Annotated in this window: 28 protein-coding genes and 1 tRNA gene; 11 read left to right on the top strand and 18 right to left on the bottom strand. The window is 72.5% G+C overall.

Annotated elements, in window-relative coordinates:
- The first annotated feature begins 50 nt into the window (after positions 1–50).
- Positions 51–341 carry a WXG100 family type VII secretion target gene (locus ACQ393_RS15195; protein ID WP_430647716.1) on the top strand — a complete coding sequence of 97 codons (291 nt, stop codon included), beginning with the start codon at positions 51–53 and terminating at the stop codon, positions 339–341.
- Positions 342–448: 107 nt separating this feature from the next.
- Here ACQ393_RS15195 and groL read toward each other — a convergent pair whose 3' ends face one another.
- From groL to ACQ393_RS15175, 4 genes are all read right to left on the bottom strand, one after another.
- Positions 449–2068, bottom strand: a complete 1620-nt coding sequence (gene groL / locus ACQ393_RS15190; protein ID WP_430647715.1) for a chaperonin GroEL — start codon at positions 2066–2068, stop codon at positions 449–451.
- A 183-nt stretch (positions 2069–2251) separates the two neighbouring features.
- The gene (locus tag ACQ393_RS15185; RefSeq protein WP_067948690.1) at positions 2252–2455 is read right to left on the bottom strand and encodes a cold-shock protein; all 204 of its coding nucleotides are present in this window, start codon (positions 2453–2455) and stop codon (positions 2252–2254) included.
- Positions 2456–2665: 210 nt separating this feature from the next.
- Positions 2666–3208 carry a LytR C-terminal domain-containing protein gene (locus ACQ393_RS15180; protein ID WP_430647714.1) on the bottom strand — a complete coding sequence of 181 codons (543 nt, stop codon included), beginning with the start codon at positions 3206–3208 and terminating at the stop codon, positions 2666–2668.
- Positions 3209–3232: 24 nt separating this feature from the next.
- Positions 3233–3502, bottom strand: a complete 270-nt coding sequence (locus ACQ393_RS15175) for a DUF3263 domain-containing protein (RefSeq protein WP_430647713.1) — start codon at positions 3500–3502, stop codon at positions 3233–3235.
- Between the two features lie 209 nt (positions 3503–3711).
- Here ACQ393_RS15175 and msrB point away from each other — a divergent pair, with 209 nt between their 5' ends.
- A complete protein-coding gene (gene msrB / locus ACQ393_RS15170) occupies positions 3712–4113 on the top strand; it encodes a peptide-methionine (R)-S-oxide reductase MsrB (RefSeq protein WP_430647712.1) in 402 nt (133 codons plus the stop codon).
- A gap of 2 nt (positions 4114–4115) precedes the next feature.
- Positions 4116–4667 (top strand): nitroreductase family protein, encoded by a 552-nt coding sequence (locus tag ACQ393_RS15165; protein WP_430647710.1) that lies wholly within the window; start codon positions 4116–4118, stop codon positions 4665–4667.
- Here the strand turns inward: ACQ393_RS15165 and ACQ393_RS15160 are convergent.
- The 3 genes from ACQ393_RS15160 to ACQ393_RS15150 form a co-directional block, all read right to left on the bottom strand.
- Positions 4651–5640 carry a DMT family transporter gene (locus ACQ393_RS15160; protein WP_430647709.1) on the bottom strand — a complete coding sequence of 330 codons (990 nt, stop codon included), beginning with the start codon at positions 5638–5640 and terminating at the stop codon, positions 4651–4653. The genes ACQ393_RS15165 and ACQ393_RS15160 overlap by 17 nt on opposite strands.
- A gap of 113 nt (positions 5641–5753) precedes the next feature.
- A tRNA-Thr gene (locus tag ACQ393_RS15155) sits at positions 5754–5826 on the bottom strand.
- A gap of 90 nt (positions 5827–5916) precedes the next feature.
- Complete coding sequence (locus ACQ393_RS15150) at positions 5917–6837, bottom strand: DsbA family protein (protein WP_430647708.1); 921 nt, start codon at positions 6835–6837, stop codon at positions 5917–5919.
- Positions 6838–7100: 263 nt separating this feature from the next.
- Between ACQ393_RS15150 and ACQ393_RS15145 the strand changes: the two genes are divergently transcribed.
- Both ACQ393_RS15145 and ACQ393_RS15140 read left to right on the top strand, forming a co-directional pair.
- The gene (locus tag ACQ393_RS15145; protein ID WP_430647707.1) at positions 7101–8201 is read left to right on the top strand and encodes an ABC transporter ATP-binding protein; all 1101 of its coding nucleotides are present in this window, start codon (positions 7101–7103) and stop codon (positions 8199–8201) included.
- Between the two features lie 73 nt (positions 8202–8274).
- Positions 8275–9591, top strand: a complete 1317-nt coding sequence (locus ACQ393_RS15140) for a DUF4032 domain-containing protein (RefSeq protein WP_430647706.1) — start codon at positions 8275–8277, stop codon at positions 9589–9591.
- Positions 9592–9623: 32 nt separating this feature from the next.
- On the opposite strand, the gene rlmB is transcribed toward ACQ393_RS15140, so the two are convergent.
- Positions 9624–10631, bottom strand: a complete 1008-nt coding sequence (gene rlmB, locus ACQ393_RS15135; RefSeq protein ID WP_430647705.1) for a 23S rRNA (guanosine(2251)-2'-O)-methyltransferase RlmB — start codon at positions 10629–10631, stop codon at positions 9624–9626.
- Positions 10628–12052, bottom strand: coding sequence for a cysteine--tRNA ligase (gene cysS / locus ACQ393_RS15130; protein ID WP_430647704.1), 1425 nt, complete (start codon positions 12050–12052; stop codon positions 10628–10630). Before cysS ends, rlmB begins: the two co-directional genes overlap by 4 nt.
- A 118-nt stretch (positions 12053–12170) precedes the next feature.
- Here cysS and ACQ393_RS15125 point away from each other — a divergent pair, with 118 nt between their 5' ends.
- The 3 genes from ACQ393_RS15125 to ACQ393_RS15115 are packed head-to-tail and all read left to right on the top strand — an operon-like array spanning position 12171 to position 15516.
- A complete protein-coding gene (locus tag ACQ393_RS15125) occupies positions 12171–12776 on the top strand; it encodes a hypothetical protein (RefSeq protein ID WP_430647703.1) in 606 nt (201 codons plus the stop codon).
- Positions 12777–12808: 32 nt separating this feature from the next.
- The gene (locus tag ACQ393_RS15120; protein ID WP_430647702.1) at positions 12809–14866 is read left to right on the top strand and encodes a histidine kinase; all 2058 of its coding nucleotides are present in this window, start codon (positions 12809–12811) and stop codon (positions 14864–14866) included.
- Positions 14863–15516, top strand: coding sequence for a response regulator (locus ACQ393_RS15115; protein WP_430647701.1), 654 nt, complete (start codon positions 14863–14865; stop codon positions 15514–15516). Before ACQ393_RS15120 ends, ACQ393_RS15115 begins: the two co-directional genes overlap by 4 nt.
- Before the next feature lie 55 nt (positions 15517–15571).
- On the opposite strand, the gene ispD is transcribed toward ACQ393_RS15115, so the two are convergent.
- Together ispD and ACQ393_RS15105 are read right to left on the bottom strand one after the other, a co-directional pair.
- Positions 15572–16795, bottom strand: coding sequence for a 2-C-methyl-D-erythritol 4-phosphate cytidylyltransferase (ispD, locus tag ACQ393_RS15110; RefSeq protein WP_430647700.1), 1224 nt, complete (start codon positions 16793–16795; stop codon positions 15572–15574).
- Between the two features lie 145 nt (positions 16796–16940).
- The gene (locus tag ACQ393_RS15105) at positions 16941–17423 is read right to left on the bottom strand and encodes a CarD family transcriptional regulator (RefSeq protein WP_067948714.1); all 483 of its coding nucleotides are present in this window, start codon (positions 17421–17423) and stop codon (positions 16941–16943) included.
- Between the two features lie 160 nt (positions 17424–17583).
- On the opposite strand from ACQ393_RS15105, the gene ACQ393_RS15100 reads away from it, so the two are divergent.
- Positions 17584–18045, top strand: a complete 462-nt coding sequence (locus ACQ393_RS15100; protein ID WP_430647699.1) for a hypothetical protein — start codon at positions 17584–17586, stop codon at positions 18043–18045.
- A gap of 72 nt (positions 18046–18117) precedes the next feature.
- Here the strand turns inward: ACQ393_RS15100 and ACQ393_RS15095 are convergent, their stop codons facing one another.
- Together ACQ393_RS15095 and ACQ393_RS15090 are read right to left on the bottom strand one after the other, a co-directional pair.
- Positions 18118–18798, bottom strand: coding sequence for a response regulator (locus ACQ393_RS15095; RefSeq protein ID WP_430647698.1), 681 nt, complete (start codon positions 18796–18798; stop codon positions 18118–18120).
- Complete coding sequence (locus ACQ393_RS15090; RefSeq protein ID WP_430647697.1) at positions 18795–20045, bottom strand: sensor histidine kinase; 1251 nt, start codon at positions 20043–20045, stop codon at positions 18795–18797. The genes ACQ393_RS15095 and ACQ393_RS15090 overlap by 4 nt, the downstream gene beginning before the upstream one ends.
- Before the next feature lie 190 nt (positions 20046–20235).
- On the opposite strand from ACQ393_RS15090, the gene phoU reads away from it, so the two are divergent.
- Positions 20236–20889 (top strand): phosphate signaling complex protein PhoU, encoded by a 654-nt coding sequence (phoU, locus tag ACQ393_RS15085; protein ID WP_430647696.1) that lies wholly within the window; start codon positions 20236–20238, stop codon positions 20887–20889.
- Positions 20890–20968: 79 nt separating this feature from the next.
- On the opposite strand, the gene ACQ393_RS15080 is transcribed toward phoU, so the two are convergent.
- Positions 20969–21715, bottom strand: coding sequence for a phosphoglyceromutase (locus ACQ393_RS15080; RefSeq protein ID WP_430647695.1), 747 nt, complete (start codon positions 21713–21715; stop codon positions 20969–20971).
- Between the two features lie 93 nt (positions 21716–21808).
- Here ACQ393_RS15080 and ACQ393_RS15075 point away from each other — a divergent pair, with 93 nt between their 5' ends.
- Positions 21809–22618, top strand: a complete 810-nt coding sequence (locus ACQ393_RS15075) for a class I SAM-dependent methyltransferase (RefSeq protein WP_430647694.1) — start codon at positions 21809–21811, stop codon at positions 22616–22618.
- A gap of 7 nt (positions 22619–22625) precedes the next feature.
- Here the strand turns inward: ACQ393_RS15075 and ACQ393_RS15070 are convergent, their stop codons facing one another.
- The 4 genes from ACQ393_RS15070 to ACQ393_RS15055 all read right to left on the bottom strand — a co-directional run bounded on the left by ACQ393_RS15070 (position 22626) and on the right by ACQ393_RS15055 (position 25919).
- A complete protein-coding gene (locus ACQ393_RS15070; RefSeq protein WP_430647693.1) occupies positions 22626–23705 on the bottom strand; it encodes an FUSC family protein in 1080 nt (359 codons plus the stop codon).
- Positions 23702–24847 carry a YgfZ/GcvT domain-containing protein gene (locus ACQ393_RS15065; RefSeq protein WP_430647692.1) on the bottom strand — a complete coding sequence of 382 codons (1146 nt, stop codon included), beginning with the start codon at positions 24845–24847 and terminating at the stop codon, positions 23702–23704. The genes ACQ393_RS15070 and ACQ393_RS15065 overlap by 4 nt, the downstream gene beginning before the upstream one ends.
- Positions 24847–25455: an FABP family protein gene (locus ACQ393_RS15060; protein WP_430647691.1), complete on the bottom strand. Its 609-nt coding sequence runs from the start codon at positions 25453–25455 to the stop codon at positions 24847–24849. The genes ACQ393_RS15065 and ACQ393_RS15060 overlap by 1 nt, the downstream gene beginning before the upstream one ends.
- A 140-nt stretch (positions 25456–25595) precedes the next feature.
- Positions 25596–25919: a hypothetical protein gene (locus ACQ393_RS15055; protein ID WP_430647690.1), complete on the bottom strand. Its 324-nt coding sequence runs from the start codon at positions 25917–25919 to the stop codon at positions 25596–25598.
- Positions 25920–25936: the final 17 nt, after the last annotated feature.

Below are 25936 nucleotides of genomic sequence, written 5' to 3'. Positions count from 1 at the left end.
CGGGCCCGCGCCTCGTACGGTCGCAGCAACGCGAACCGGAAGGGATGACGATGACGAGGTACCAGGTCGACAGCGAGCAGGTGCACGCCGCGACGCAGAGCATGCAGGGCACGATCGGGCGGATCCAGTCGGAGGTGGCCGCCCTGATGGCCCAGCTCACCGGACTGCAGGCTTCGTGGTCGGGTCAGGCGTCGGCCGCGTTCCAGGCCGCCGTGGGCGACTGGCGCGCGACGCAGCAGCACGTCGAGCAGAGCCTCGCCGCGCTGAACCAGGCGCTCGGCGCGGCGGCGCTGCACTACGGCGACGTCGAGCAGGCCAACGCCCGGCTCTTCGTGCGCTGAGGCGCGCCGGCGAGCGAGCGCGGAAACGACGAAGGGCGCCTCCCGGAGGAGGCGCCCTTCGCGCGTGGTGCGGCGGATGCCGCCATGCGGAACGGATCCGCGAGGACTCAGAAGTCCATGCCGCCCGTCGGGTCGGCCGGAGCGGCGGCGACCTTCTCCGGCTTGTCGGCGACGACGGCCTCGGTGGTGAGGAAGAGGCCGGCGATCGACGCGGCGTTCTGCAGCGCCGAGCGGGTGACCTTCGCGGGGTCGATGATGCCCTGCGCGAGCAGGTCGCCGTACTCGCCGGTCGCGGCGTTCAGGCCGTGGCCCGCGGGGAGCTCCGAGACCTTGTTCGCGACGACGCCCGGCTCGAGGCCGGCGTTGAGGGCGATCTGCTTGAGCGGCGCCTCGATGGCGACCTTCACGATGTTCGCGCCGGTCGACTCGTCGCCCGAGAGCTCGAGCTTGCCGAACGCGGCCTTGCCGGCCTGGATGAGGGCGACGCCACCACCGGCGACGATGCCCTCCTCGACGGCGGCCTTCGCGTTGCGGACGGCGTCCTCGATGCGGTGCTTGCGCTCCTTGAGCTCGACCTCGGTGGCCGCGCCCGCCTTGATGACGGCGACGCCGCCGGCGAGCTTGGCGAGGCGCTCCTGGAGCTTCTCGCGGTCGTAGTCCGAGTCGGTGTTCTCGATCTCCGAACGGATCTGGGCGACACGGCCCGCGATCTGGTCGGGGTCGCCCGCGCCCTCGACGATGGTCGTCTCGTCCTTGGTGATGACGACCTTGCGCGCCTGGCCGAGCAGGTCGAGCGTCGCGTTCTCGAGCTTGAGGCCGACCTCCTCGGAGATGACCTGGCCCCCGGTGAGGATCGCGATGTCCTGGAGCTGGGCCTTGCGGCGGTCGCCGAAGCCAGGTGCCTTGACGGCGACCGACTTGAAGATGCCGCGGATCTTGTTCACGACGAGCGTGGCCAGGGCCTCGCCGTCGACGTCCTCGGCGATGATCAGGAGCTGCTTGCCCGACTGGATCACCTTGTCGACGATCGGGAGCAGGTCCTTGATGTTCGAGATCTTCTGGTTGGCGATGAGGATGTACGGGTCCTCGAAGACCGCCTCCTGGCGCTCCGGGTCGGTGACGAAGTACGCCGACAGGTAGCCCTTGTCGAAGCGCATGCCCTCGGTCAGCTCGAGCTCGGTGCCGAAGGTGTTCGACTCCTCGACGGTGACGACGCCCTCCTTGCCGACCTTGTCGATCGCCTCGGCGATGATCTCGCCGATCTGCGGGTCTGCGGCCGAGATGGACGCGGTCGCGGCGATCTCGTCCTTGGTCTCGACCTCCTTGGCGGCGGCGAGGAGCTCCTCCGAGACGGCCGAGACGGCCTTCTCGATGCCGCGCTTCAGCGAGATGGGGTCGGCGCCGGCGGCCACGTTGCGGAGGCCCTCGCGCACGAGCGCCTGGGCGAGCACGACCGAGGTCGTGGTGCCGTCGCCGGCGACGTCGTCGGTCTTCTTCGCGACCTCCTTGACGAGCTCCGCACCGATCTTCTCGTACGGGTCGTCGAGCTCGATCTCCTTGGCGATCGACACGCCGTCGTTCGTGATCGTGGGGGCGCCCCACTTCTTCTCGAGCACGACGTTGCGGCCGCGCGGGCCGAGGGTCACCTTGACCGCGTCGGCGAGCGTGTTGAGGCCACGCTCGAGGCCGCGGCGGGCCTCCTCATCGAAAGCAATGATCTTTGCCATGTGTGTCTCTCGTCCCTTCCCGGACGTCTAAGAACCTTGGGGTTAGCACTCGTATCGAGTGAGTGCTAAATCGATTCTGGCACTCGCCTGCGTCGAGTGCAAGCGAGCGGGGGACGGAGCGCCGTGCCCGGACATGCGGAAGCGCCGCCGGGGGGATCCGGCGGCGCTTCCGAGGAACCGGACTCAGGCGGGACGGACCGCCTCGGCCTGGGGACCCTTCGAGCCCGAGCCGACCTCGAAGGTCACCTGCTGGCCCTCTTCGAGGACCTTGTAGCCGGCCATGTCGATCGCGGAGTAGTGGACGAAGACGTCCTGCCCTCCGCCGTCGACGGTGATGAATCCGTATCCCTTTTCAGCGTTGAACCACTTCACGGTTCCGTTCGCCATGCGTTGCTCCCATGTTGCCGTGTATCGAAGTCAGCACGTGCCGTCGGCTGTACCGGGCCGTCGTCGTGCCGACGTCGACGACGGGGACCGGCGCCGGGTGCTCACACGGGTGTTCGAGCGGCCGGTTCTAGATACTCACGGCGCGGCGGCCGGGCACAAGGCTTCCGGCGACGCGAATGGTCGCAGAATGGCAACGATTCGGTCACCGGGTCACCCGGCGACGGCCTCCGCGTAATCCGACCCGAGCACGACGACCAGCTGCATGCCCTCCTCGCCGAACTCCTCCGAGAGGCGCACCTCGGCCTCGGGCAGCTGCTGCGCGACGCCCCTGGCGGCGCCCTCGAGGTCGGCCGTGGCGTAGTAGACGACGGTCTGCTCGATGTCCGACGTGTCGGCGTTCGTCGTGATGCCGACGGGGACGCCGGCGGCCGTCAACGCCTCGCCCGCGCGCGCCGCGAGCCCCGACGTCGCGGTGCCGTTGAGGACGGCCACGCTGACGTCCGGCGCGAGCGTCGGCTCGGCCGTCGGCGCCGCCGACGCGGACCCGGCCGGCGGCTCGGCGTCGTCGAAGTCGAGGCGCTGGTTGTACGCGGACACCGCGGCGATCCCGATGCCGGCCAGGACGACCGTGGCGAGCGCGGCCCAGGCGAACGTGACCCACCGCCGTCCGCGACGCGCGGGCGCGCGGTGCGCGCCGACCCGGTCCATGCCGTGCGGGATCGAGTCGAAGCGGTCGCGGGGGAACTTCTGCACCTGGGGTCCAGTCGGTCGGGGCGCTCAGGCGAGCGGCCGGGCGGTCGGGATGGTTCGGCGCGCACGCGACTGCGCGCGGGCGTCGCGCTGCCGCTGGAGACGCCCGACGAGCATCGGGTCGAACCGCAGTGCGGCCGGCGAGTCGACGAGAGCGCCGAGGAGGCGATAGTACCGGGCCGCGGAGAGCCCCAGCTCGTCGCGGATCGCGTCGGCCTTCCGCGCGGGGTCGCGCCACGGCCGTGACTCGAAGGCGAGGATGGCGCGCTGCGCCTCGTCGAGCCCGTCTCCGTCCATCGACGCCCGCCTCCCGTCACGTCCACCGTCGTGCACATCCTAGGGAGCGGATGCCACGAGCCCGCCGCACGCGTCGGCGCGGCCCGAACGCGACGTCCCCCGTCCACCGTGCGCCGCGGCGCGGCCGGGAACACCGTCGCATCGGGACACGTTGCACCCGACGCGCCGCGAAGCTGCGACGATGGAAGACGGCCGACCCGAGGAGACCCATGACGTACCAGGTGAACAAGTCCGACGACGAGTGGCGCGCACAGCTCGACGACGAGCAGTACGCGGTGCTCCGCGAAGCCGCGACCGAGCGCCCGTGGACGGGCGAGCTCCTCGACGAGGAGCGCGCCGGGGTCTACGCGTGCGCCGCGTGCGGCAGCGAGCTGTTCAAGTCGGGCACGAAGTTCGACTCCGGCTGCGGCTGGCCGAGCTTCTACGAGTCGGTCCGTCCCGAGGCCGTCGAGCTGCTCGAGGACACCTCGCTCGGCATGGTGCGCACCGAGGTGCGCTGCGCGAACTGCGGCTCGCACCTCGGCCACGTCTTCCCCGACGGCTTCGGCACGCCCACGGGCGACCGCTACTGCATGAACTCGATCGCGCTCGACTTCACGCCCGAGTCCTGACCGTGCGATCCGTCAGAGAGGCCGTCCTCGCGCGCCGCTCCTGGCCGAGCGTGACGGATGCCGCACCGACGGACGCCGAGCTCGCGGGCCTCCTCGAGGCGGCATCGACCGTTCCCGACCACGCCGCCCTGGGACCGTGGCGCGTGATCGCGCTGCGCGGCGAGGCACGTCGGCGCCTCGGCGCGGCGCTCGCCGAGGCATCCGGCTTCGAGGGTGACGCCGCCGACAAGCTCGCGGCCAAGCCGCTCCGCGCTCCCCTGCTGCTCGCCCTCGTGGCCGCGGTGCGGCCGCACCCGAAGGTGCCCGCCTGGGAGCAGGAGGCGTCGGCGGCGGGCGTCGGTCACCTGCTCGCGCTGCTGCTCGACGACGCCGGCTGGGGCGTCATGTGGCGCACCGGCCCGTTCACGCGGCATCCGGCCGTCGCGCGCATGCACGGGCTCGCCGAGGGCGAGCACCTGCTGGGCTGGCTCTACGTCGGCGGGCGCGGGGCGGCCGACCGTCCGCAGCGGCGGAGCGACCCCCGGATCGCGGACCGGTTCAGCGCCCTGACGTGAGCGGGCCCTCGGCCGCCGTCTCCGCCGTCGGAGCATCGGCCGCGAGATGCCGTGCCGGACGCCACCGGATGCTCGCGAGCGCGACCGCCACCAGGGCGAGGACCGTGCCGCCGACCGTCGCGAACCCGACCGGCCGGCCGGCGGTCGGCAGGAGCAGGTCGAGCGCGAGCGCCGCGGCGAGCTGCCCGGCCACGAGCCCGAGGGCGAGCACGAGCACGCCGACGCGCCGGACGAGCACGGCCTGTGCGGCGATGAAGACGCAGCCGACCGCACCGCCCGCGTAGAGCCACGGCTCGGCGGGGAACGCGGTCGGCCAGCCGACGGATGCCGCGTGCGCCAGCATCACGACGACGAGCACCGCGGTGCCGACGAGGAAGTTGGTCAGCGTCGCCGCGAGCGCACTCGCCGACGCCGTGCGGACGCGGCCGTTCATGGCCTGCTGCCACGACGCGCCGACGCCGGCCGAGAACGGCAGCAGCATGAGCAGGAGCGGCACGGATTCGGCGACCTGTGCCGAGACGGCCCAACCGATGGCGGCGAGCGCGAGCGCCGCACCGGCGATGCGCGTCGGGCTGAGCGGGCGACGTCCGCCCGGACCGAGCCCGATCGCGTCGAAGACGACGCCGCCGAGCGTCTGCCCCGCGACGATGGCGACCGTGAAGAGTGCGACGCCCAGCACGCCGGCGGCGAGCCCCTGCGTCGCCACGAACCACGCACCGGCGACGCCGCCGAGCAGCATCCACCACGCCAGCCGCCGCGCGCGGACGGCGTCGCGCAGCCGTGCGACCCCGCGGCGGCCCTCGGGCCAGGCGGCGGCGATGATCGCCAGGATCACGAGGCCGGAGCCGAACGAGATCGCCGCGGCGACCGAGAAGTCGTCGAGCGCACGGGACAGTTCGCCGTTGATGCGGGACTGCAGCGCGACGAGGGCCCCCGTGACGACGGTGAGCGCGATCGCGACCCACATCGGCATGCGGGACGATTCGGCGTGGGCGTGGTGATGCGGATGCGCGACCGGATCGGTCGACGCCGCTGACGAGTGCGACACCGCGATCGGGTCGGGACCGCCGGAGGATCTCGACATCGAGCCGGCTACGGGACTCGAACCCGTAACCACCGCTTTACAAGAGCGGTGCGCTACCAATTGCGCCAAGCCGGCATGGGACCCTGACATCCTACCGAGCGCCAGGGGCCGGCACGACGACGGCCCGGCCGGTCGGCCGGGCCGTCGTGCGAACGGCGGTCGGGGCTAACCCGCGCTCGGCGTGGGCGTCGGGGTCGGGGTCGCCTCGGACTCCGAGTAGCTCTCGCCCGTCGCCTGCAGCACGAACGCCTGGAACTCCGCCGGGTCCTCGAGCGAGCCGACGTACTGCTTGCCGTTCACGAGCACCGTCGGCGTACCCGTCACCGACGCGAGGTCGGAGTTGGGGATCGGCTCCGTGAGCGCCCGCTCCGTGGCATCCTGCACCCAGCTCTTGAAGGTCGTGTCGTCGATGCACGAGTCGACCGACGAGGCCGCACCGGCCTCGGCGGCGAGGTCCTTGATCTCGTCGTTCGTGAGGCCGGCCGTGAGCTCCTCGGGCTGGTTCTCGAACATCAGCGCGTTGAAGTCGAAGAACGCCTCGGGCGACTCCTCGGCCACGCACGCGGCGGCGTTCGCCGCCCGCAGCGAGTACTGCGTGCCCGCCGACTTGTTCGTGAGGATCGCGATCGGGTGGATCTCGAGCGTCGCCGCCCCCTGCTCGACCATGGTGCGCATCGTCTCGGAGTTCGTCGTCTCGAACTGGCCGCAGTACGGGCACAGGTAGTCGATGTAGACGACGATGTTCGCCACCGTGCCGCTCTCGTCGGGGACGGTCGCGGTCGGCTCGCCGCCCGCGGGGATGGCCGGGGTCTCGACGGCCTCGATGCCCTCCTCGCCGCCGACCAGCAGGATGCCGTCGCTCGCCATGTTCTGCGGACCGGGACCCTCGGGACGGATGCTGTTGAAGATGAGCGCGCCGATCAGCGCCGCCACCGCGACGATCGCCACGACGACGCCGCCCTGGATCAGGAACTTGTTGCGGCGCTCGCGCTTCCGCTGCTCCTCGCGGAGGACGCGAGCCTTCTCGCGAGCCGCTTCGCGTCGCTGGTTGCGGGTGGGGCGTGGCTCTGATCCGCCAGTGCTCATCGTGGGTCAACTCCGGGTCGCTGTGGGGGCGCGCGTGCATGCAGGCGCACGCACCGAAGAGTGTAGGAGCGATCACTGGGAATCGCCCAAACGGCGCCCGGATGCGCGCTGCACGCGGCATCCGCCCTCGTCGTCGGCGACGTCACGCGCGCGGACGCACCGCGCAGCCGTGCCATACTGAGTGGGCGTCGACACGGATGTCGGCGTTTCCATTCACTACGGATCGTCCGGCACGTACCTGCCGGTGAAGGAGAAGCAGAACCATGGCGTCAGTCACGTTCGACAAGGCCACCCGCCTGTACCCGGGTGGCACCCGTCCCGCCGTCGACCAGCTCGACCTCGAGATCGCGGACGGCGAGTTCCTCGTCCTCGTCGGTCCCTCGGGCTGCGGCAAGTCCACGTCGCTCCGCATGCTCGCCGGCCTCGAAGAGGTCAACGAGGGCAACATCTTCATCGGCGACCGCAACGTCACCGACGTGCCGCCGAAGGACCGCGACATCGCGATGGTCTTCCAGAACTACGCGCTGTACCCCCACATGACCGTCGCCGAGAACATGGGCTTCGCGCTCAAGATCGCCGGCGTCGGCAAGGAGGAGCGCGCCGCGCGCGTCCTCGAGGCCGCCAAGCTGCTCGACCTCGAGCCCTACCTCAACCGCAAGCCGAAGGCCCTCTCGGGCGGCCAGCGCCAGCGCGTCGCCATGGGCCGCGCGATCGTCCGCCAGCCCCAGGTGTTCCTCATGGACGAGCCGCTGTCGAACCTCGACGCCAAGCTCCGCGTGCAGACCCGCACCCAGATCGCGTCGCTCCAGCGCCGCCTCGGCGTCACCACGGTCTACGTCACGCACGACCAGACCGAGGCGCTCACGATGGGCGACCGCATCGCGGTCCTGAAGGACGGCGTCCTCCAGCAGGTCGGCACGCCGCGCGAGCTGTACGAGCGGCCGAGCAACGTCTTCGTCGCGGGCTTCATCGGCTCGCCGGCGATGAACCTGTTCCACGCCGAGGTCGCCGACGGCGGCGTGATGTTCGGATCGTCGCTCGTCGCGGTCGAGCGCGAGGCGCTCGACTCCGCGTCGGGCAACGTCGTCACGGTGGGCGTGCGCCCCGAGGACATCGAGGTCTCGACCACCCCGGGCGAGGGCCTCGAGGTGAAGGTCGACCTCGTCGAGGAGCTCGGCGCCGACGGCTACCTCTACGGCCACTCCGAGATCGAGGGCAAGCGCACCGACATCGTCGCGCGCGTCGACGGCCGCAGCCACCCGTTCGCGGGCGACACCGTCTACCTGCTCCCGACGCCGAAGCACGTGCACGTCTTCGACGCCGAGTCGGGCGAGCGCCTGCTCAAGACGGCCATCGCCAGCTGACCTCCGGTCGTCCACGAAGCCGGTCGGGCCCTCGGCCCGGCCGGCTTCGTCGTTCCCCGGTACGCTGTCCCTGATGAGCGGCACTCTCTCGATCACGTCGGCGATGACCGATCCGGCACTGCTCGACCTCCCGTGGGATCTCCCACTCGAAGCCTGGCCGAGCGAGCACATCGCCGCGCTGCCGAAGGGGATCTCGCGCCATCTCGTGCGCTTCGCGCACCTCGGCGGCCACGTGGTCGCCATCAAGGAGACGACGGCCGAGATGGCCAAGGGCGAGTACGAGATGCTGCGAACGCTCCAGCGCCTCGAGATCCCCTGCGTCGAGCCCGTGGCGGTCATCACGAACCGCACCGACTCCGACGGCGAAGGGCTGAAGCCGGTCCTCGTCACGCGGCACCTCCGCTTCTCCCTGCCGTACCGCGCCCTCTTCTCCCAGACGCTCCGGCCCGACACCGCGACCCGCCTGGTCGACGCGCTCGCGGTCCTGCTCGTCCGCCTGCACATCATCGGGTTCTTCTGGGGCGACGTCTCGCTCTCGAACACGCTGTTCCGGCGCGACGCCGGTGCGTTCGCCGCGTACCTCGTCGATGCGGAGACGGGCAAGCTCTACGAGGGGGGACTCTCGAACGGCCAGCGCGAGAACGACCTCGAGATCGCCCGGGTCAACATCGCGGGCGAGCTGCTCGACCTCGAGGCCGGCGGCCGCGTCGCCGACGAGCTCGACCCCGTCAACATCTCGAACGGCATCGTCGACGCGTACCGCAACCTCTGGAAGGAGCTCACGGGCAGCGAGTCGTTCGGCATGGCCGAACGCTGGCGCATCAACGAGCGGGTGAACCGGCTGAACGACCTCGGGTTCGACATCGAGGAGCTCGCGATCCGCACGGACGAGTCGGGCACGACGCTGCGCATCCAGCCGAAGGTCGTCGACGCCGGGCATCACCAGCGACGCCTGCTGCGCCTGACGGGCCTCGACGCCGGCGAGAACCAGGCGCGGCGCCTGCTCAACGACCTCGACTCGTACCGCGCGGCGTACCGACAGGACGCCGACGAGGAGATGGTCGCGCACGAGTGGCTCATGCGCGTGTTCGAGCCGGTCGTCCGCGCGGTCCCCCAGGAGCTGCGCGGCAAGCTCGAGCCGGCCGAGGTGTTCCACCAGCTGCTCGAGCACCGGTGGTACCTCGCCCAGCGGGCGGGGCACGACATCCCGCTCGCGGAGGCGCTGACCTCGTACATCAACGACGTGCTCAGGCACCGGCGCGACGAGGCGACCGTGATCGGTCCGCCCACCGAGGCGATCACGACCGCGATGCCCGCGCTCGCCCCCGACACCTCCGCCATCCCCGTGCACGACCCCGACGACGAGGGCGACTGGCGCCTCAAGGTCTGACCCGCAGCGCCCACTCGACCTCGGGGCCGGGGCTACTCGGCGCGCAGCTTCGCGATCTCGTAGAGGGTGACGGATGCCGCGATGCCGGCGTTCAGCGACTCGGTCGCCGCCGAGATCGGGATCGAGACGACCGCGTCGCAGGTCTCGGTGACCAGCCGCGAGAGGCCCTTGCCCTCAGAGCCGACGACGATCACGATCGGCCGGTCGGCGAAGTCGAGCCCCGGCAGCGACACGTCGCCGCCGCCGTCGAGGCCGAGCACGAACACCCCGCGCTCCTTCAGCGCCTTGAGCGACTGCGTCAGGTTCGAGGCCATCGCGACCGGCACGCGCGCGGCCGCACCGGCCGAGGTCTTCCACGCCGACGCGGTGACGCCGACCGAACGGCGCTGCGGCACGATGACGCCGTGGCCGCCGAAGGCGGCGGTCGAGCGGATGATGGCGCCGAGGTTGCGCGGATCGGTCACGCCGTCGAGCGCGACGAACAACGGCGTCTCTCCGGAGTCGATGACCTCGTCGAGCAGGTCGACCGGGTGCGCGTACTCGTAGGGCGGCACCTTGAGCGCCAGCCCCTGGTGCACCCCGCCCTCGCCCGCGAGCCGGTCGAGCTCGGGCCGCATGACCTCGAGGATCGGGATGCCGCGGTTCGTGGCGACCTTCACGGCCTCCTTGACGCGGTCGTCCATCTCGATCCGGGCCGCGATGTAGAGCGTCGTCGCCGGGATGCGGGTGCGCAGCGCCTCCACGACGGCGTTCCGGCCGGTCACGATCTCGGACTCGTCGCCCGACTTCGCACGGCGCGCAGCGCCCGATGCACCGCGCGGTGCGCCCGGACGCTGGCCGCCGCGACCGCCGGACTTCGCGGCGGCGCGCTCGGCGGCCGCCTTCTTCTTGTACGCCTGGTGGTAGGGACGATCCTCGGCCTTCGGCGTCGGGCCCTTGCCCTCGAGGGCCTTGCGGCTGTGGCCGCCGGTCCCGACCTTCTGGCCCTTGCCCTTCTTCCGCACGGCTCCCGCGCGAGGCTTTCCGCTGCTGCCCTTCATGAGGTGAGGCTCCAATGCGTTCCGGTCTGGCTGTCTTCGATGGTGATGCCGGCGTCCGCGAGCTCGGCGCGGATGCGGTCGGCTGCGGCCCAGTCCTTCGAGGCGCGCGCTGCGCGGCGATCCTCGAGGAGCCGGGCGACGAGGGTATCGAGCGCGGTCGCCGCGGGTCCGGCATCCGTCGACCAGAACGCATCGGTCGGATCGATGCCGAGCACGCGGACCATCGCGAGCACCTGCCCGCGCAGGTCGGCCGCCGTCCCGAGGTCCTCCCCGTCGAGCGCCTGGTTGCCCGCACGGACGGTCTCGTGCAGGACGGCGAGCGCCTGCGGCACGCCGAGGTCGTCGTCCATCGCCTCGGCGAAGGCGTCGGGCCACGAGGCGTCCGCCCCCGCATCGGCGTAGCGGGTGCCGGCGAGGCGCCGATCGACCCGGGTCAAGAAGGTGCGGATCCGGTCGACCGCGGCCTCGGCCTCGGCGAGCGAGTCGGGCGAGTAGTCGAGCGTCGAGCGGTAGTGCGCCTGGCCGAGGAGGTACCGGACGGCGAGCGGCGAGGCGAGCGCCGTCAGCTCGCTCGCGTAGACCGAGTTGCCGAGCGACTTCGACATCTTCTGGCCGCCGATGTTCACGAGGCCGTTGTGCACCCAGTAGCGAGCGAAGCCGTCGCCGGCCGCGGTGGACTGGGCGAGCTCGTTCTCGTGGTGGGGGAAGCGCAGGTCGAGTCCGCCGCCGTGGATGTCGAACTCGGGCCCGAGGTAGCGCGCCGCCATCGCCGAGCACTCGATGTGCCATCCGGGCCGGCCGGGGCCCCACGGCGACTCCCAGCCCGCCGAGCGCGGCTCGGTCGCCTTGTGCCCCTTCCAGAGCGCGAAGTCGCGCGGGTCGCGCTTGCCGCGCGGGTCGGAGTCGGCCGCGGCCTCCATGTTCTCGCGGGCCTGCCGGGTCAGCTCGCCGTAGGTCGTCCAGCTGCCCGTGTCGAAGTAGACGTCGCCGGAGCCGTCGGGCGCCGGGTAGGCGTGCCCGCGGTCGATGAGGCGCTGGATGATCCGCTGCATCTGCGTGACGCTCGCGGTGGCGCGCGGCTCGTACGTGGGGGGCAGGATGCCGAGCCCGTTGTAGGCGGCGGTGAACTCGAGCTCGACCCGGTACGCGAGCGACCACCACTGCTCGCCGATGCCCTCCTCGGCGGCGGCGTTCAGGATCTTGTCGTCGATGTCGGTCACGTTCCGCACGAAGGTCACCGCGTACCCGCGCGCCATGAACCAGCGGCGCATGATGTCGTACACCAGCGCGCTGCGGAGGTGCCCGATGTGCGGGCTCGACTGCACGGTCGGCCCGCAGACGTACATGCCGACGTGCCCTTCCTCGAGGGGCACGAAGTCACGCAGGGCCTGGGCCTTCGAATCGTGGAGTCGCACGGTCACCCGTCAAGCGTACCGGCGCGCCCGGGATCCGGGATCGACGCCCGTCCGGACGGGACGTGGCCGACATCACAGTGGTCGGAGCGGCCGAACGACGTCCGCCCGACGAGAGGAGCCCCCGATGGCCACCACCCCGCACCCTGCGCGGACGACCCCCGACCACGACGTGCCCACCCGACCGGTCGACTCGGGCGTCGCAGGCGCCCCAGATCCGGCGCGGCGGCGGGCGCTCGCGCGAACGGCGGCCTGGATCGCCGCCGCCCTCTTCATCGGCCAGTTCGGCGTGGGTGCGGCCGCCGCACTCACGGGCATCGACGTCGGCGACCACGGGAACGCCCTCGGTCGTGCATCGGAGGCCCTGACCGGACTCGCCTTCCTCGCCGGGGCCGTGGCGATCGCCGCGCTCGCTCCCCGGGGTGCGCTGCTGACCGCGTGGATTCCGGGCATCGCCGGCCTCGCGGCATCCGGCGCGACCATGGTCTGGGTCGTGGCGACGGGCGCGGAGCCGGCGATCGAGGTCTTCCTCGCCGAGGTTGCGCTCACCGCGCTCGGGCTGGTCGCCGCGGGCGTCCTCGGCGCCCTGCGGCGGCGGGTCTGGCCGTGGTGGGTCGGGACGGGCGTCGCGCTCATCATCCCGATCATGTTCCTCGTCCCGCTCAACGCGATTCCGCTCGCCCTCGTGTGGGCGGCCGTCGCGCTCACGGCACACCCCGACCCGCGATCCTGAATCACGTGCGCACCCGCCGATACACTTCGCGCATGGCGACTGGCCGTGACGAAGCCGCCCCGTCCGCGGCGGGCCGGATCGCGATCCGGCTCGTCGCGACGTGCGCCGCGGCATCCGGCATCGTCGTCCTGGTGTCGGTGCCCTCGGCCTGGCGGGTCCGCACCGACGTCTGCGCCACGGCATGTCCTCCGGGCTCGATCGATGCCGCCGCGGCCGCCCGGCTCGATGCGCTCGGGCTCGGCGTCCCGGGATACGTCGCGATGGGCCTCGTCCTGATGCTCGTGCTGGTGGGTACGTGCCTCGCCGTCACGGCGCTGCTCCTGCGGGGCGCGCTCACCGGCCCGTCGACGGCGCGGGGCGCGGTCACGGCCGCGGCCGCCCTGGTCGCGATCGCGGTCGGCTTCCCCCAGCTCGTGCCGGCGCTCGTGACCGAGTACCCCGGGCTCGGGTGGCTGGCCCCGGTCGTCGACGCCTCGGTGCTCCTGCTCGTCTGGTGGCTCGCCGCGTTCCCCGACGGCGTGGTCCGAGGATGGCTCGCGCACGCCCTCGTCGCGACCGCGGTGGGCTGGGTCGCACTGTCGGCGGCGACCGTCGAGACGGAGATCGGGGCGGCGGTGGTCGCCGCCGGCACCCTCGTCGTCGCCGCGCTCGGGATCGCGATCGTGACCGTCGGGCTCGTGCGTCGCGATCGGAGCGACCGCCGACTCGTCGCCGGGACCTACGCGACGATCGGCGGCGCGCTGGTCGTGCTCGCCGTCGCGGGCGTCGTGCAGGCGGCTGGTTTCGCACCGATCGGCACCCTCGCGGACCTCGCCGTCCAGGTGCTCCTCGTCGCGGCCTTCCTCGCCATCCCGGTCGCCGTGGCATCCGCCGTGCTCAGGCGGGGCCTGTGGGGCACGGCCGCGTCCGTCGCCCGGATCATCGCGGCCGGGGCGGTCGCGCTCGCCGCCGTCTCCGGCTTCGCGATGGCCGCCGCGTCGCTCCACCTCGCGGGCGCCGAGCCGGCGATCGCCCTGACGGTTCCCGCGGCGCTCCTCGCGGTCGCCGTGCCGCCGCTCGACCGCCTGGCGGTGCGCGGGGCGCGGCGCATCCTCACGGGCAGTTCCGCGGACCGCCGCAGCGCCCTCCGGGACCTCGACGCCCGACTCGCGCTCGCGGCGACGCCCGAGTCGGGACTGGACGGGATCGGCGAGGAGCTCGCACGAGCGCTCGGGGTACCCGGCGCGACGATCCTCGTCGGCGTGCCGGACGCCGACCGGAGCGGTGATCCCCGCGACCCGGGCACGCCCACGGGCCGGGAGCTGCCCCTGGTCCACTCGGGACGCACGGAAGGCGTGCTCGCGATCCGACCCGGACGGACCGCCCTCGATCCCGCTCAGCTCGTCGAGCTCGAGCCGGTCAGGGCGCACCTCGCCGCCGTGCTGCACGCGCGTCGGCTCGCGCGCGAACTCGATGCCTCGCGCCGCGCTCTCGTCGCGGCGCGCGAGGACGAACGTCGCCGTGTCCGCGACGACCTGCACGACGAGCTCGGGCCGACGCTCGCGGCTGCGGCCCTGACGCTCGGAGCCGCCGAACGCGAGGCGAACCGCCACCCGCCCGAAGCCGTCCGCCTCCTCGCCGACGCCCGCTCGCAACTCGCCCTGGCCGTCGACGACGTGCGACGGATCGTCCGCGGGCTGCGGCCACCGGCCCTCGACGACGTCGGGCTGACCGAGGCCGTACGCGCCTACGCCTCGGCGGTCGACGGGCCGGTGCGCGTCGAGGTGTCGGGTCGGGCTCCCGATCCGGTGCCGGCCTCGGTCGAGTCGGCCGCCTATGCGATCGCCCTCGAGGCGATCGCCAACGCGATCCGGCACTCGGGCGGCTCGCGGTGCAGCGTCGCCTTCGATCACGACGACGGCCACCTCGTGCTGGAGGTGAGCGACGACGGGTCCGGTATGGCGGCATCCCGGCGGGGCATCGGATCGGAGTCCATGGAGCGGCGCGCCCGTGAACTCGGCGGTCGCCTGCAGATCGACGCCGACGCGGGCGGCACCACCGTGCGCGCCGTGCTCCCGATCGTCGAGCGGATGCCGCGGGAGGCACCGTGAACGGCCCCATCCGCGTCGCGATCGCCGACGACCACGCCCTGTTCCGGCAGGGCGTGCGCGCGATGTTCTCGACCGTGGACGGCATCGAGCTCGTCGCCGAGGCGGAAGACGGCGACGAGGCGATCCGCATCGCGGTGACGACCTCGCCCGATGTCCTGCTGCTCGACGTCCGCATGCCGAGGCGGAGCGGGGTCGATGCGATCCGGGCCATTCGTGCTCGTGCACCGCAGGTCCGCGTCGTCATGCTCACCATGGTCGACGCGGATGAAGCCCTCACCTCGGCGCTGCGCGACGGCGCGATCGGCTACGTGCTGAAGGGCGCCGATCCCGACGAGCTCGTCCGCGTGGTCCATGCCGCCGCCCGCGGCGAGGTGCTCTTCGGCGCGAGCATCGCGCCCCGCGCGACGGCGTTGCTGCGCCCAGCCGCCGGGCCGTGGCATCCGCCCCTGCCGGAGCTCCGCGAACGCGAACGCGAGGTGCTGGACCTCCTGGCCGCCGGCCACGGGACGACCGAGATCGCGGGTCGACTCCACGTGAGCGTGAAGACGGTGCGGAACGTGCTCGCGGGCATCCCCGGTCGCCTCGGCGTCGCGACGCGCGACGAGGCGATCGCGCTCGCCCGCGAGGCCGGACTCGGCCGGGCGGGCTGAGACGAGAGGGGCGGTCGCGGCCCGGTCCGGGGCCGCCGGCCCGTGAGCGGCGTCGTCAGGCGGGCACGACGAGGGCGGTCGCGATCGCCGCGACGCCCTCGCCGCGGCCGGTGAACCCGAGGCCGTCGGTCGTCGTCGCGGCGAGGCTGACGGGGGCGCCGACGATGCCGGTCAGCACGGCCTCGGCCTCGGCGCGGCGGGGCGCGAGCTTCGGACGGTTGCCGACGACCTGGACCGACACGTTTCCGACGCGCCATCCGGCCTCGGCCAGTCGGCGCACGGTCTCGGCGAGGAACACCTCGCCGTGCGCGCCGGAGAACCGCGGGTCGTCGGTGCCGAACATGCCGCCGATGTCGCCCAACCCGGCGGCGGCGAGGAGCGCGTCGCAGATCGCGTGTGCGACGGCGTCGCCGTCGGAGTGGCCGGAGAGGCCACGCTCCCCCGGCCAGTGGAGCCCCGCGAGCCACAGCGCGGTGTCGGGGTCGTCGGCGAACCCGTGCACGTCGATGCCGGTCCCGACGCGCGGCACCGCCGCATGGGCGGTCAGTGCGCGGCGGGGCGCGGGCTCGGCCGCCGGGGCGGCCGCGATCCGCTCGGCGAGCAGCTGCTCGGCGCGGTGGAGGTCGGACGGCACCGTGATCTTGAACGCCCGGGCGTCGCCCGGGACCACGTCGACCGGCACGCCGGCGGCGGCGACCAGGGCGGCGTCGTCGGTGAAGTCGGAGCCCGCTGACGCGTACGCCGACTCGAGGGCCTCGCGCGGGAAGCCCTGCGGCGTCTGCATCGCGGCGAGCTCGGAGCGGTCGACCGTCTCGAGGACGTGCCCGGATCCGTCGACGCGCTTGACGGTGTCGACGACCGGGAGACCCGGCACGATCCCGTGCCCACGACCCTCGACCGCGGCGGCGACCTCGTCGAAGACCTGCGGCGGCGCCAACGGGCGGGCGGCGTCGTGCACGAGCACGACCTCGATCTCGCGCGGAAGCCCCGCGATCCCCCGCGCGACCGACTCCTGCCGGGTGAGGCCGCCGGCGACGACGTCGAGGGCGACGGACGCCGCGCTCGCGCGCCCGGCGTAGCGAGCACGCACCTCGTCGACGCGATCGGCCGGCGCCACGACCACCACGTGCGGCCGCTCGCGCATGCCGAACACCGCCTCGAGGGCGACGCCGAGGATCGTGTCGTCGCCGAGCGGGACGAACGCCTTGGGCTCGGCGTGACCGAGCCGGGTGCCGCTGCCGGCGGCGACGACGATGACGGCCACGGTGGAGTCGTTCACGCCTCCACCGTACTCGTCGCCGCGATTGCGCCGAGGTCCCCGCGATCGCCTGGAGGACCCGGCGATCGCGCCGGCGGACCGCCCCGGAGACGACGATCGCCGCCGTGCGCCTCAGCGCCGGCGGCGATCGTCGAAGGGGCTCGGCCTAGGAGGCGAGCACCTCGTCGAGGACGGTGGAAGCCTGCTCCTCGTCGGTCTTCTCTGCGAGCGCGAGCTCGGAGATCAGGATCTGGCGGGCCTTCGCGAGCATGCGCTTCTCACCCGCGGAGAGACCACGGTCCTGATCGCGGCGCCAGAGATCGCGGACGACCTCGGAGACCTTGATCACGTCGCCCGAGGCGAGCTTCTCGAGGTTCGCCTTGTAGCGGCGCGACCAGTTGGTCGGCTCCTCGGTGAAGGGGGCGCGCAGCACCTCGAAGACCTTGTCGAGGCCCTCCTTGCCGATCACGTCACGAACGCCGACGAGGTCGACGTTCTCTGCGGGCACCTCGATCACGAGGTCTCCCTGCGTGACGTTCAGCTTGAGGTAGAGCTTCTCTTCGCCCTTGATGATGCGTTTCTTGACTTCGACGATCGTTGCGGCACCGTGGTGGGGGTAAACGACGGTCTCGCCAACCTCAAAAAGCATGAATAGACGTCCTTTCGGCAACTTTCAGGATATCACACCGAGGTAGTGCTAAGGTTCCGCCTCCGTCCCCGAGGACCGCCGCCGCCGTAGGCTACACTCGACTCGATCACACGCGCACGGGTCGTATGCCGCTGCGCGCACGCTCGTCCTTGGAGGTTCTGTGAAGGCGCGTCTCGCGGCATCCGCCGCCCTGGCTCTCGGCATCGCCATCGGCGGCAGCGGTTGCGCCATGCTGACCTACCAGGCGACCACCGAGAAGTACGACGCGAGCGACGGCGTCTCGGCCGATGTCGGCGCGCTCGACGTCCGCAACGTCCTCGTCGTGAGCGAGGACGGCGAGGAGGGCAACCTCATCCTCTCGGTGACCAACACGAGCACCGACGACGAGACGCTCTCGGTGCAGTTCGTCGACGCGGGCGACACGTTCGAGATCGACGTCGACGGCGGCGAGACCGTCTCCCTCGGCACCGAGGAGGAGGACCCGCTCCTCATCGAGAACCTCGACGCCGAGGTCGGCGGCAACGTCTCGGTCTACCTGCAGGCGGGCAGCGCCGAGGGCGTCGAGATCAACGTGCCGGTCCTCGACGGTCGCCTCCCCGAGTACGAGGACCTCGTCCCGTAGGCAGCGAGGGCCTGAAGACCACGAGAGCGGATGCCGCGGCGCGAGCCGGCGGCATCCGCTCTTCTCGTACCGCTACGCCTCGAAGCGGTAGCCGAGCCCGCGCACGGTCACGAGCTGGACGGGCTCGGAGGGCGTGACCTCGATCTTCGACCGGATGCGCTTGATGTGCACGTCGAGGGTCTTGGTGTCCCCGAAGTAGTCGCTCCCCCAGACGCGGTCGATGAGCTGGCCGCGCGTCAGCACGCGCCCGGCGTTGCGCATGAGCAGCTCGAGCAGCTCGAACTCCTTGAGCGGCATCGCCACCGGCTCGCCCTCGACCTCGACGGTGTGCCGGTCGACGTCCATCCGCACCCGACCGCCCTCGATGACCGCATCGTCGAGGTCGGTCGGCTCGATGCGACGACGGAGCACCGCGCGGATGCGCGCGAGCAGTTCGCGGGTGGAGTAGGGCTTGGTCACGTAGTCGTCGGCGCCGAGCTCGAGGCCCACGACGATGTCCACTTCGGAGTCCTTGGCCGTCAGCATGATGATCGGCACGTTCGAGCGCTGCCGGATCTCACGGCACACCTCGGTGCCCGGCAGGCCGGGGAGCATGAGGTCGAGGAGCACCAGGTCGGCGCCCTCCCGGTCGAACGCGGCCACCGCGGCGAGGCCGTCTGCGGCGACCTCCACCTCGTAGCCCTCGCGCTCGAGCAGGAAGCTCAGCGGGTCGCTCAGCGCGATCTCGTCCTCGACGAGCAGGATGCGGGTCACTCTCGGTCTCCTCGGGATGGCGCGGCCGGAAGCACCGCGGCGATACGGGACTTGGTGTCGTCGGCGACGGGCACTGGCGCGTCGACGGTCGATTCGACGGCCTCGGGCGCTTCCCGGGCGATCGGCCGCTCGGCGAGAGGCAGGCGGATCGTGAAGGTCGAGCCCCGACCCTGGCGCGACCACACGCGCACGTCGCCGCCGTGGTTCTGCACCGTGTGCTTCACGATGCTGAGCCCGAGGCCCGAGCCGCCCGTGTTCCTGGACCGGGCCTGGTCGACGCGGTAGAAGCGCTCGAACACGCGATCCAGGTCCTCCGGAGCGATGCCGATGCCCTGGTCGGCGATCGAGATCTCGACGGCGTCGTCGTCGACGGCGACGCCGACGCCGACGCGCCCGCCCTCGGTCGAGTACGCGATCGCGTTCGAGATGAGGTTGTGCAGCGCGACGACGAGGAGCGCCTCGTCGCCGTAGACCTCGGCGCGGGACTTCGCCCGGACCGCGACCTGGACGCCCTTCGCGGCCGCGACGACGCGGTTCTGGTCGACCGCCGCCGCGACGACGCGATCGACGTCCACGAGTTCGTCGCGCCGCAGCGCGTCGCGCGCCTGGAGCCGGGAGAGCTCGATGACCTCGCCCGTGATGTGCGCGAGGCGCGTGGACTCGACCCCGAGCCGGTCGGCGAAGCGCCGCACCTGGTCGGGTTCGTCGGCGGCCTGGTCGAGCGCCTCGGCGAGCAGGCTCACCGACGCGATCGGGGTCTTCAGCTCGTGGCTGATGTTGGCGATGAAGTCGCGCCGCACCTCGTCGAGGCGGTGCGCCTCGGTCCGGTCGTCGGCGAGCAGCAGGACGAAGCGGGTCCCGAGGCGGGCGACCCGGACCTGGAGCCGGATCGTCGCGTCGCCGAACGGCCCGCGCGGCAGCTCGAGCTCGACCGCGACCGGCTCGCCGGTCCTCCGCACGTCGGCCGCGAGGTCCACGAGCTGCTGGTGCGCGAGCATCTGGTTCCGGACGAGCCCCATGGCGAGGGCGCCGGGCGAGGCCCGGAGCACGTTGTTCGACGGGTCCAGCACGACGCCGGCCGACTCGAGCACGTCGAGCACCTGGTCGACGCCGTCGGGGATCGTCGGGGCGACGACGCGAGCTGCGCTCTGGCCGCGGCGTTCGGCCATGTGCAGCACGACCGTGAACCCGGCCCCGAGGAGGATGCCGAAGGTCAGCGCGACCAGCACCGACCAGGTGGAGTCCATGGCACCACCATAACCATGCCGGTCACCCGCCTCTCACCCGCGGCGGCGGCGGGCGGGGGTAGGTTAGGGAGAGTTCAGCAGCACGGCACCTGCCGTTCACCTTCGACGGCGAGGATGTCGCGTGCCGGTCCATGACCGGTCGTCCCGCGTGCCCGTCGTGGGAGCCCGAGACCATCGAAGGGGTCAACACATGCGTGAGGTGTTCCAGCAGGAACTGCGCGAGGTTCAGGACGGCCTCGTCGAGATCGCGACGCTCGTCGCGGAGGCCATCGACAAGGCGACCAGCGCCTTCAACGAATCGAACGTGAGCCTGGCCGAAGAGGTCATCGCCGACGACAACCTGATCGACCAGCGCGCCCAGGCGCTCGACGAGCTGGCCATCACGATCCTCGCTCGGCAGCAGCCGGTCGCGCGCGACCTGCGCATCGTGGTCAGCGCGCTGCGCATCTCGGCCTCGCTCGAGCGCATGGGCGACCTGGCGACCCACATCTCGCAGCTCGCCCGCTACCGCTTCCCCGACAAGGTCGTGCCGAAGTCGCTGCGTCCGACCTTCATCGAGATGGGCGCGCTCGACGTCGAGATCGCGCGCAAGCTCGTCACGCTCCTCGAGACGCAGGACGTCGAGCTCGCCGAGGCCATCCGCAACGAGGACGACAAGGTCGACGCGCTGCACCTCTCGGTCTTCGACAAGGTGCTCGGCGAGACGTGGAAGGGGCAGGCGGTCGACACGGTCGACTCGACCCTCGCGAGCCGCTACCACGAGCGCTTCGGCGACCACGCCGTGTCGATCGCGCAGAAGGTCGTCTACCTGGCGACCGGCGACTGGGTGCCCGAGCCCGTCTGACCGGCCGGCCGCCCGGCGACACCTCGAGGGCCGAGCGGATGCGACATCCGCTCGGCCCTCGCGTCGTTCCCGGGTCGGGCTACTTCTTGCCCTGCGCGGCCACGGCCGCGGCGCCGGCGGCGGCGGCCTCGGGGTCGAGGTACTCGGCCGGCTTCGTCGGCATGAAGTCGTCGCCGAGCTCGTACACGAGGGGGATGCCGGTCGGGATGTTGAGGCCCGCGATGTCGTCGTCGGAGATGCCGTCGAGGTGCTTCACGAGCGCGCGGAGCGAGTTGCCGTGCGCGGTCACGAGCACGGTCTTGCCGGACTGCAGGTCGGGGATGATGTCGGACTCCCAGTACGGCAGCATGCGCGCGATGACGTCCTTCAGACACTCTGTGCGCGGCATCTCGTCGTCGGAGAGGTTCGCGTAGCGCGGGTCGCCGACCTGGGACCATTCCGCGTCGTCCTCGATGGGCGGCGGCGGGGTGTCGAACGACCGGCGCCACAGCATGAACTGCTCCTGCCCGTACTTCTCCAGCGTCTCGGCCTTGTCGAGGCCCTGCAGCGCACCGTAGTGGCGCTCGTTCAGGCGCCACGAGCGGCGCACGTCGATCCAGAGCCGGTCGGCCTCCTCCAGCGCGAGGTCGGCGGTCTGGATGGCGCGGGTGAGGACCGACGTGTGCAGCACGTCGGGCAGCACGTCCTTCTCGACGAGCAGCTCGCCGGCGCGCTTCGCCTCGGACCGGCCGAGGTCGCTGAGCCGCACGTCGACCCAGCCGGTGAACAGGTTCTTCTGGTTCCAGTCGCTCTGGCCGTGGCGCAGCAGCACGAGGGTGTAGACCATGCGGTCCAGCCTAGCGACCCGGTCGCGGACCGCCGCGGCCGCGGTCGTCGCGTGACGGATGCCGCGCGGCGGGTGGGCTGCGACACTGGGACCATGCCGGTCGGATCCATCACGCGCGGGACGACGAACACGAATCGCCTGCGCCGCGTCGACCGCTGGATCGCCGAGCAGCCGGAGTTCCGGCGTGCCGTCGATCCGCTCGTGGTCGACCTGGGGTTCGGCGCGAGCGGCGTCACGGCGTTCGAACTCGCCGCACGCCTGCGCCGGGCCCGGGCCGACGTGCACGTGCTGGGCCTCGAGATCGACCCGGTTCGCGTCCGGACCGCCGAGGCGCAGCTCGCCGCCGTGCGAGCCGGGCGCACGCCGTTCGCGGCGGACCTGCCGGTGTCCTTCGGGCTCGGCGGCTTCGAGGTGCCCGTCGCCGGCGGCCGGCGACCGGCCGTCATCCGCGCGTTCAACGTGCTGCGCCAGTACGACGAGGCCGACGTGGCCGGCGCGTGGGACCGCATGGCGGCGCGGCTCGCGCCGGGCGGCCTCCTCGTCGAGGGCACGTGCGACGAGGTCGGTCGCATCTCGAGCTGGGTCGGGGTGACGGATGCCGGTCCCGGCTCGTTCACGATCAGCCTCCGGCTCACCGGGCTCGAGGCGCCGTCGATCGTCGCCGAACGCCTGCCGAAGGCGCTGATCCATCGCAACGTCGCCGGCGAGCGCGTGCACGAGCTGCTCGCCGCGCTCGATCGGGGCTGGCGCATGCACGCGCCCCTGTCCGTCTACGGGCCGTCGCAGCGCTGGATCGCCGTCGTCCGCGGGCTGCTGGAGGCGGGGTGGCCGGTCCGCGGCGGCGTGCGGCGCTGGCGGCTCGGCGAGGTGACGCTGGACTGGGCGGCGGTGGCGCCGGGCTGATCGCGCCTCAGTCGCCGGGCAGCAGCGCCCGCGCCTCCTCCAGGTCGAGCCCGGTCGCGGTGAGCAGGTCGACGAGGTACGGGCGGAGCGCCGCGAGCGTGTTCCGGTCGCCCTGCGAGCCGTCGGGGAGGATGGCCACGGGATCGAGATGCCGGACGATCTCGGCGAAGCCCTGACGCGCGATCGGCTGCTGCGACACGTCGCGCAGCGACTCGTCGAACACCTCCACGGCGACCGCGATCCGAGCGACCACGTCGGCCACCGCGTCCCGCGAGCGTCCGTCGCGGAGCACCCAGGCGACCCGTCGGGCGATGATCCGGAGGTTGCGCGTCGCGAGGTCCGCGCCCGAGAGCATCGCCCGCTGCCGCTCCAGGTCGAACCGGGCCCGGCGCACGATCGGCGAGAGGCGCGCGATCGCGAGCCCCGAGTCGACGCTCGCCGTCCACGCCTCGACGAGCGGCTGCGTCGCACGCGCCCGCGAGAGCGCCCGCCCCGCGGCATCCGGATCTCCCCCTCGGAGCGCCGCGGCGAGCTCGAGCAGCACCGCGACGTGCTCGTCGAGGAGGCGCCGACCGTCGCGGAGGGCCGTGCGGCGCGGATCGCGCGGGATCACCGCGGTCGCGAGGAGCGCGAAGGCGCCGCCGACCACGGCGTCGAGCGTGCGGACGAACGGGCCGCCCTCGGGTGCCGGCACGAGCATCACGAGCGAGCACTGCACGGCCGCGGCGATCGCGAACGAGGCGTTGCCCGACAGGAAGCGCGCGACCGCGAGCGTCACGGCGAGGGCCAGCGCGTACTGCCAGATGCCGCTGCCCGCCGCGAGCAGCAGGCCCTCGGCGAGCGCGATGCCGAGCGTCATCGCGACGACGGTCTCCAGCACCCGGATCGGGCGCGCGTCGCGCACGAAGCCGAGGGACGTGATCGCGACGAGCGCCGAGATGAGCGGCTGCTCGTGGCCCACGACGAGGAGGGAGAACGCGTACGCGGCGATGGCCGTGACGGTGATCTGCAGGATCGCCGGCAGCGAGTCGCGCAGACGCCGGAACCGCGGGGCCAGGTTGGTCGCCGAGCCGGGCGGCGGCTTCACGGCCGGATGCCGAGCCTCGGCAGGCGGGGCACCTCGACGGCCGCGGCGGCACCGGCCGGCACGATCTCGACCTGGGCGGCGGCGACGTCGATGCCGTGGCTCTCGACGATGAGCTCGAGGTCGCCGGGAACGGCGCGCTTGATCACCGCGAGTGCGATCGGGCCGAGCTCGTGGTGCATGGCCGCGGAGGTGACGGCGCCGACCGGGCGGCGCTCGGGCTCCTCCCCCGGCGCGGGCTCGGGCCGGACCTTCACGCCCACGACCGCATCGCCGCGCTTCGGCAGGACGGTGTCGCTCCCGTCGAGGTGCAGCATCACGAGCCGGCGCGGCGGACGGCCGAGGTTCACGACCTTCGCCACCGTCTCCTGACCTCGGTAGCAGCCCTTGTGGAGGTCGACCGCGCTGCGGAGCCAGTCGAGCTCGTGCGGCAGCGTGCGCTCGTCCACCTCCGTCGCGAAGCGCGGCCGCCACGCGGCGATGCGGAGCGCCTCGAGCGCGAGGGCGCCGGCGACGTCGACCGAACCGGCGCGCGCCGACGCCGCGAGCGCGGGCAGCGATGCGCGCGGCACGATCGCCTCGGCGTATCGCCAGCCCGCCCCGGCGTGTCCGGCCTCGGGCGCGTAGCCGTAGCCGTCGGGCAGGACGCGACGCCACGGGTCGCGCCACACGAGCGCGCCGCCTGCGAGGTCGACCGGGAAGGCGTCGTCGCGCGGCATCGCGCCGACCACCGCGAACGCCTCGCTCACGTCGGCGACCTCGACGCGCAGCATGAAGCGCATCCGATCGAGCCAGGCGGCGAGCACCGGCGCCGCGTCGCCCTCGAGCACGAGCCAGGTGCACTCGCCGTCGTCGACGACGTGCACGGCGTGCTCGACGTGGCCGGATGCGTCGAGGAACAGCGCCTCGGCGCTCTCACCCGGGGCGAGGTGGTCGAGCGCGCGGCTCGCCATCGAGTTGAGCCACGACCTCCGGTCGGGGCCCGAGACCGTGAGCACGCCGCGGTCCGACAGGTCGACGATCGCGCGCCCCTGCTCGAGGCGGCGCTGCTCGACCATCGGGTTGCCGTAGTGCGCGGCGACGCCCGCGTCGGGCGGATCGCCCGCGACCGCGCCCGGCAGCGCGAGGAAGGGCGAACCGGTCATCAGTCGACCTTCGCGAGCCGGGCCGACGCGTGCGTGCGGAGGTCCTGGCCGAGCGCGGCGATGTCCCACGCCCACAGCAGGTGGTTCTCGACGAGGCCGTAGAGTCGCGTGGCCGCCGCGTACTCCTTCGCGCCGGCGGTGCGCATGACGGCGTCGGTCGCGAGGTCGATGCGAGGCCCCGTGACCTGGCCGAGGTACAACTCGCTCACCCCGCCCGGGTGCACGATCGAGACCTCGAGGTCGAAGCCGCCGGCGTCGTTGCGGAGGGTCTCGACCGACTCCGCGTCGGGGAACCGCGTCCGGCCGACGGCGGGCAGCATCGCCGGGCCGGGATCGCCTTCGCCGAGCGGGCGCGCGAGCCGCCAGTAGCCGGTCTCCGCGGCGAGCGGCGTGGGCTCGTCGTCATCCGTCGTCGGGAACAGCCAGGTGGAGGACGTGTAGTTGAGGTACGGCAGGCCGTCGTGGCTGAAGCTCACGCGCTGCCCGAACTCGTGCGTGACCGAACCGTCGCCGACGGCGTAGTCGATCACTCCGGAACCCTCCCAGACCCCGATGAGCCAGGAGAGCGGAACGAGCTCCGCGGGGAGGTCGACCGGCAGCTCGATCACGGTCTAGCGCTGCCCCTTGAAGAGCTTGAAGACGACGACGCCGCTGATCCAGGCGATCGTGAGGCTCGCGAGACCGAGCAGACCGATGAAGAAGAGTTCGAGCGCGAGCAGCGAGGACATGCTGCGAGTCTACCCGGTGCTCAGCCGACGACCGGAAGCAGCGCGAGCGCTCCCACGGCCACCGGGACGACGGCGCCGGCGATCGACGCGCTGACCCGGCCGACGTACCCGTGGGGCCGTCGGGAGGCGAGCTGCAGCAGCAGGGCCGAGATGACGGATGCCGCGAACACCATGCCCAGGACGCCGAGCGCGGCGTAGGGGCCGGTGTCGTGGAACCAGTCCGTCGTGCCCGCCCACGCGAGGACGACGACGGCCGCGGTGCCGATCAGGGAGATGGCCCAGACGATCGGCACGGCCCATCGGGCGAGCCCCGTCGCCGCCGGCTCCGCGTCGTCCTGCGTCATGTGCGTCCCCATGTCCG

The organism is Agromyces sp. GXS1127 (genome assembly GCF_050565425.1).
In the GTDB taxonomy this organism is placed as follows: domain Bacteria; phylum Actinomycetota; class Actinomycetes; order Actinomycetales; family Microbacteriaceae; genus Agromyces.
The sequence above is the reverse complement of the archived record's forward strand: the minus strand, read 5'-3'. Positions and strand labels throughout refer to the sequence as shown.

Coding starts and splice junctions, on each gene's coding strand:
- msrB (WP_430647712.1), top strand. CDS start 3,712: ATGACGTACCAGGTGAACAAGTCCGACGACGAGTGGCGCGCACAGCTC.
- rlmB (WP_430647705.1), bottom strand. CDS start 10,631: ATGAAGGGCAGCAGCGGAAAGCCTCGCGCGGGAGCCGTGCGGAAGAAG.
- ACQ393_RS15080 (WP_430647695.1), bottom strand. CDS start 21,715: ATGGTCTACACCCTCGTGCTGCTGCGCCACGGCCAGAGCGACTGGAAC.
- ACQ393_RS15150 (WP_430647708.1), bottom strand. CDS start 6,837: ATGAGCACTGGCGGATCAGAGCCACGCCCCACCCGCAACCAGCGACGC.
- groL (WP_430647715.1), bottom strand. CDS start 2,068: ATGGCAAAGATCATTGCTTTCGATGAGGAGGCCCGCCGCGGCCTCGAG.
- ACQ393_RS15075 (WP_430647694.1), top strand. CDS start 21,809: ATGCCGGTCGGATCCATCACGCGCGGGACGACGAACACGAATCGCCTG.
- ACQ393_RS15185 (WP_067948690.1), bottom strand. CDS start 2,455: ATGGCGAACGGAACCGTGAAGTGGTTCAACGCTGAAAAGGGATACGGA.
- ACQ393_RS15145 (WP_430647707.1), top strand. CDS start 7,101: ATGGCGTCAGTCACGTTCGACAAGGCCACCCGCCTGTACCCGGGTGGC.
- ACQ393_RS15120 (WP_430647702.1), top strand. CDS start 12,809: ATGGCGACTGGCCGTGACGAAGCCGCCCCGTCCGCGGCGGGCCGGATC.
- ACQ393_RS15125 (WP_430647703.1), top strand. CDS start 12,171: ATGGCCACCACCCCGCACCCTGCGCGGACGACCCCCGACCACGACGTG.
- ACQ393_RS15175 (WP_430647713.1), bottom strand. CDS start 3,502: ATGGACGGAGACGGGCTCGACGAGGCGCAGCGCGCCATCCTCGCCTTC.
- ACQ393_RS15090 (WP_430647697.1), bottom strand. CDS start 20,045: ATGGACTCCACCTGGTCGGTGCTGGTCGCGCTGACCTTCGGCATCCTC.
- ACQ393_RS15065 (WP_430647692.1), bottom strand. CDS start 24,847: ATGACCGGTTCGCCCTTCCTCGCGCTGCCGGGCGCGGTCGCGGGCGAT.
- phoU (WP_430647696.1), top strand. CDS start 20,236: ATGCGTGAGGTGTTCCAGCAGGAACTGCGCGAGGTTCAGGACGGCCTC.
- ACQ393_RS15160 (WP_430647709.1), bottom strand. CDS start 5,640: ATGCCGATGTGGGTCGCGATCGCGCTCACCGTCGTCACGGGGGCCCTC.
- ACQ393_RS15195 (WP_430647716.1), top strand. CDS start 51: ATGACGAGGTACCAGGTCGACAGCGAGCAGGTGCACGCCGCGACGCAG.
- ACQ393_RS15140 (WP_430647706.1), top strand. CDS start 8,275: ATGAGCGGCACTCTCTCGATCACGTCGGCGATGACCGATCCGGCACTG.
- ACQ393_RS15105 (WP_067948714.1), bottom strand. CDS start 17,423: ATGCTTTTTGAGGTTGGCGAGACCGTCGTTTACCCCCACCACGGTGCC.
- ACQ393_RS15055 (WP_430647690.1), bottom strand. CDS start 25,919: ATGACGCAGGACGACGCGGAGCCGGCGGCGACGGGGCTCGCCCGATGG.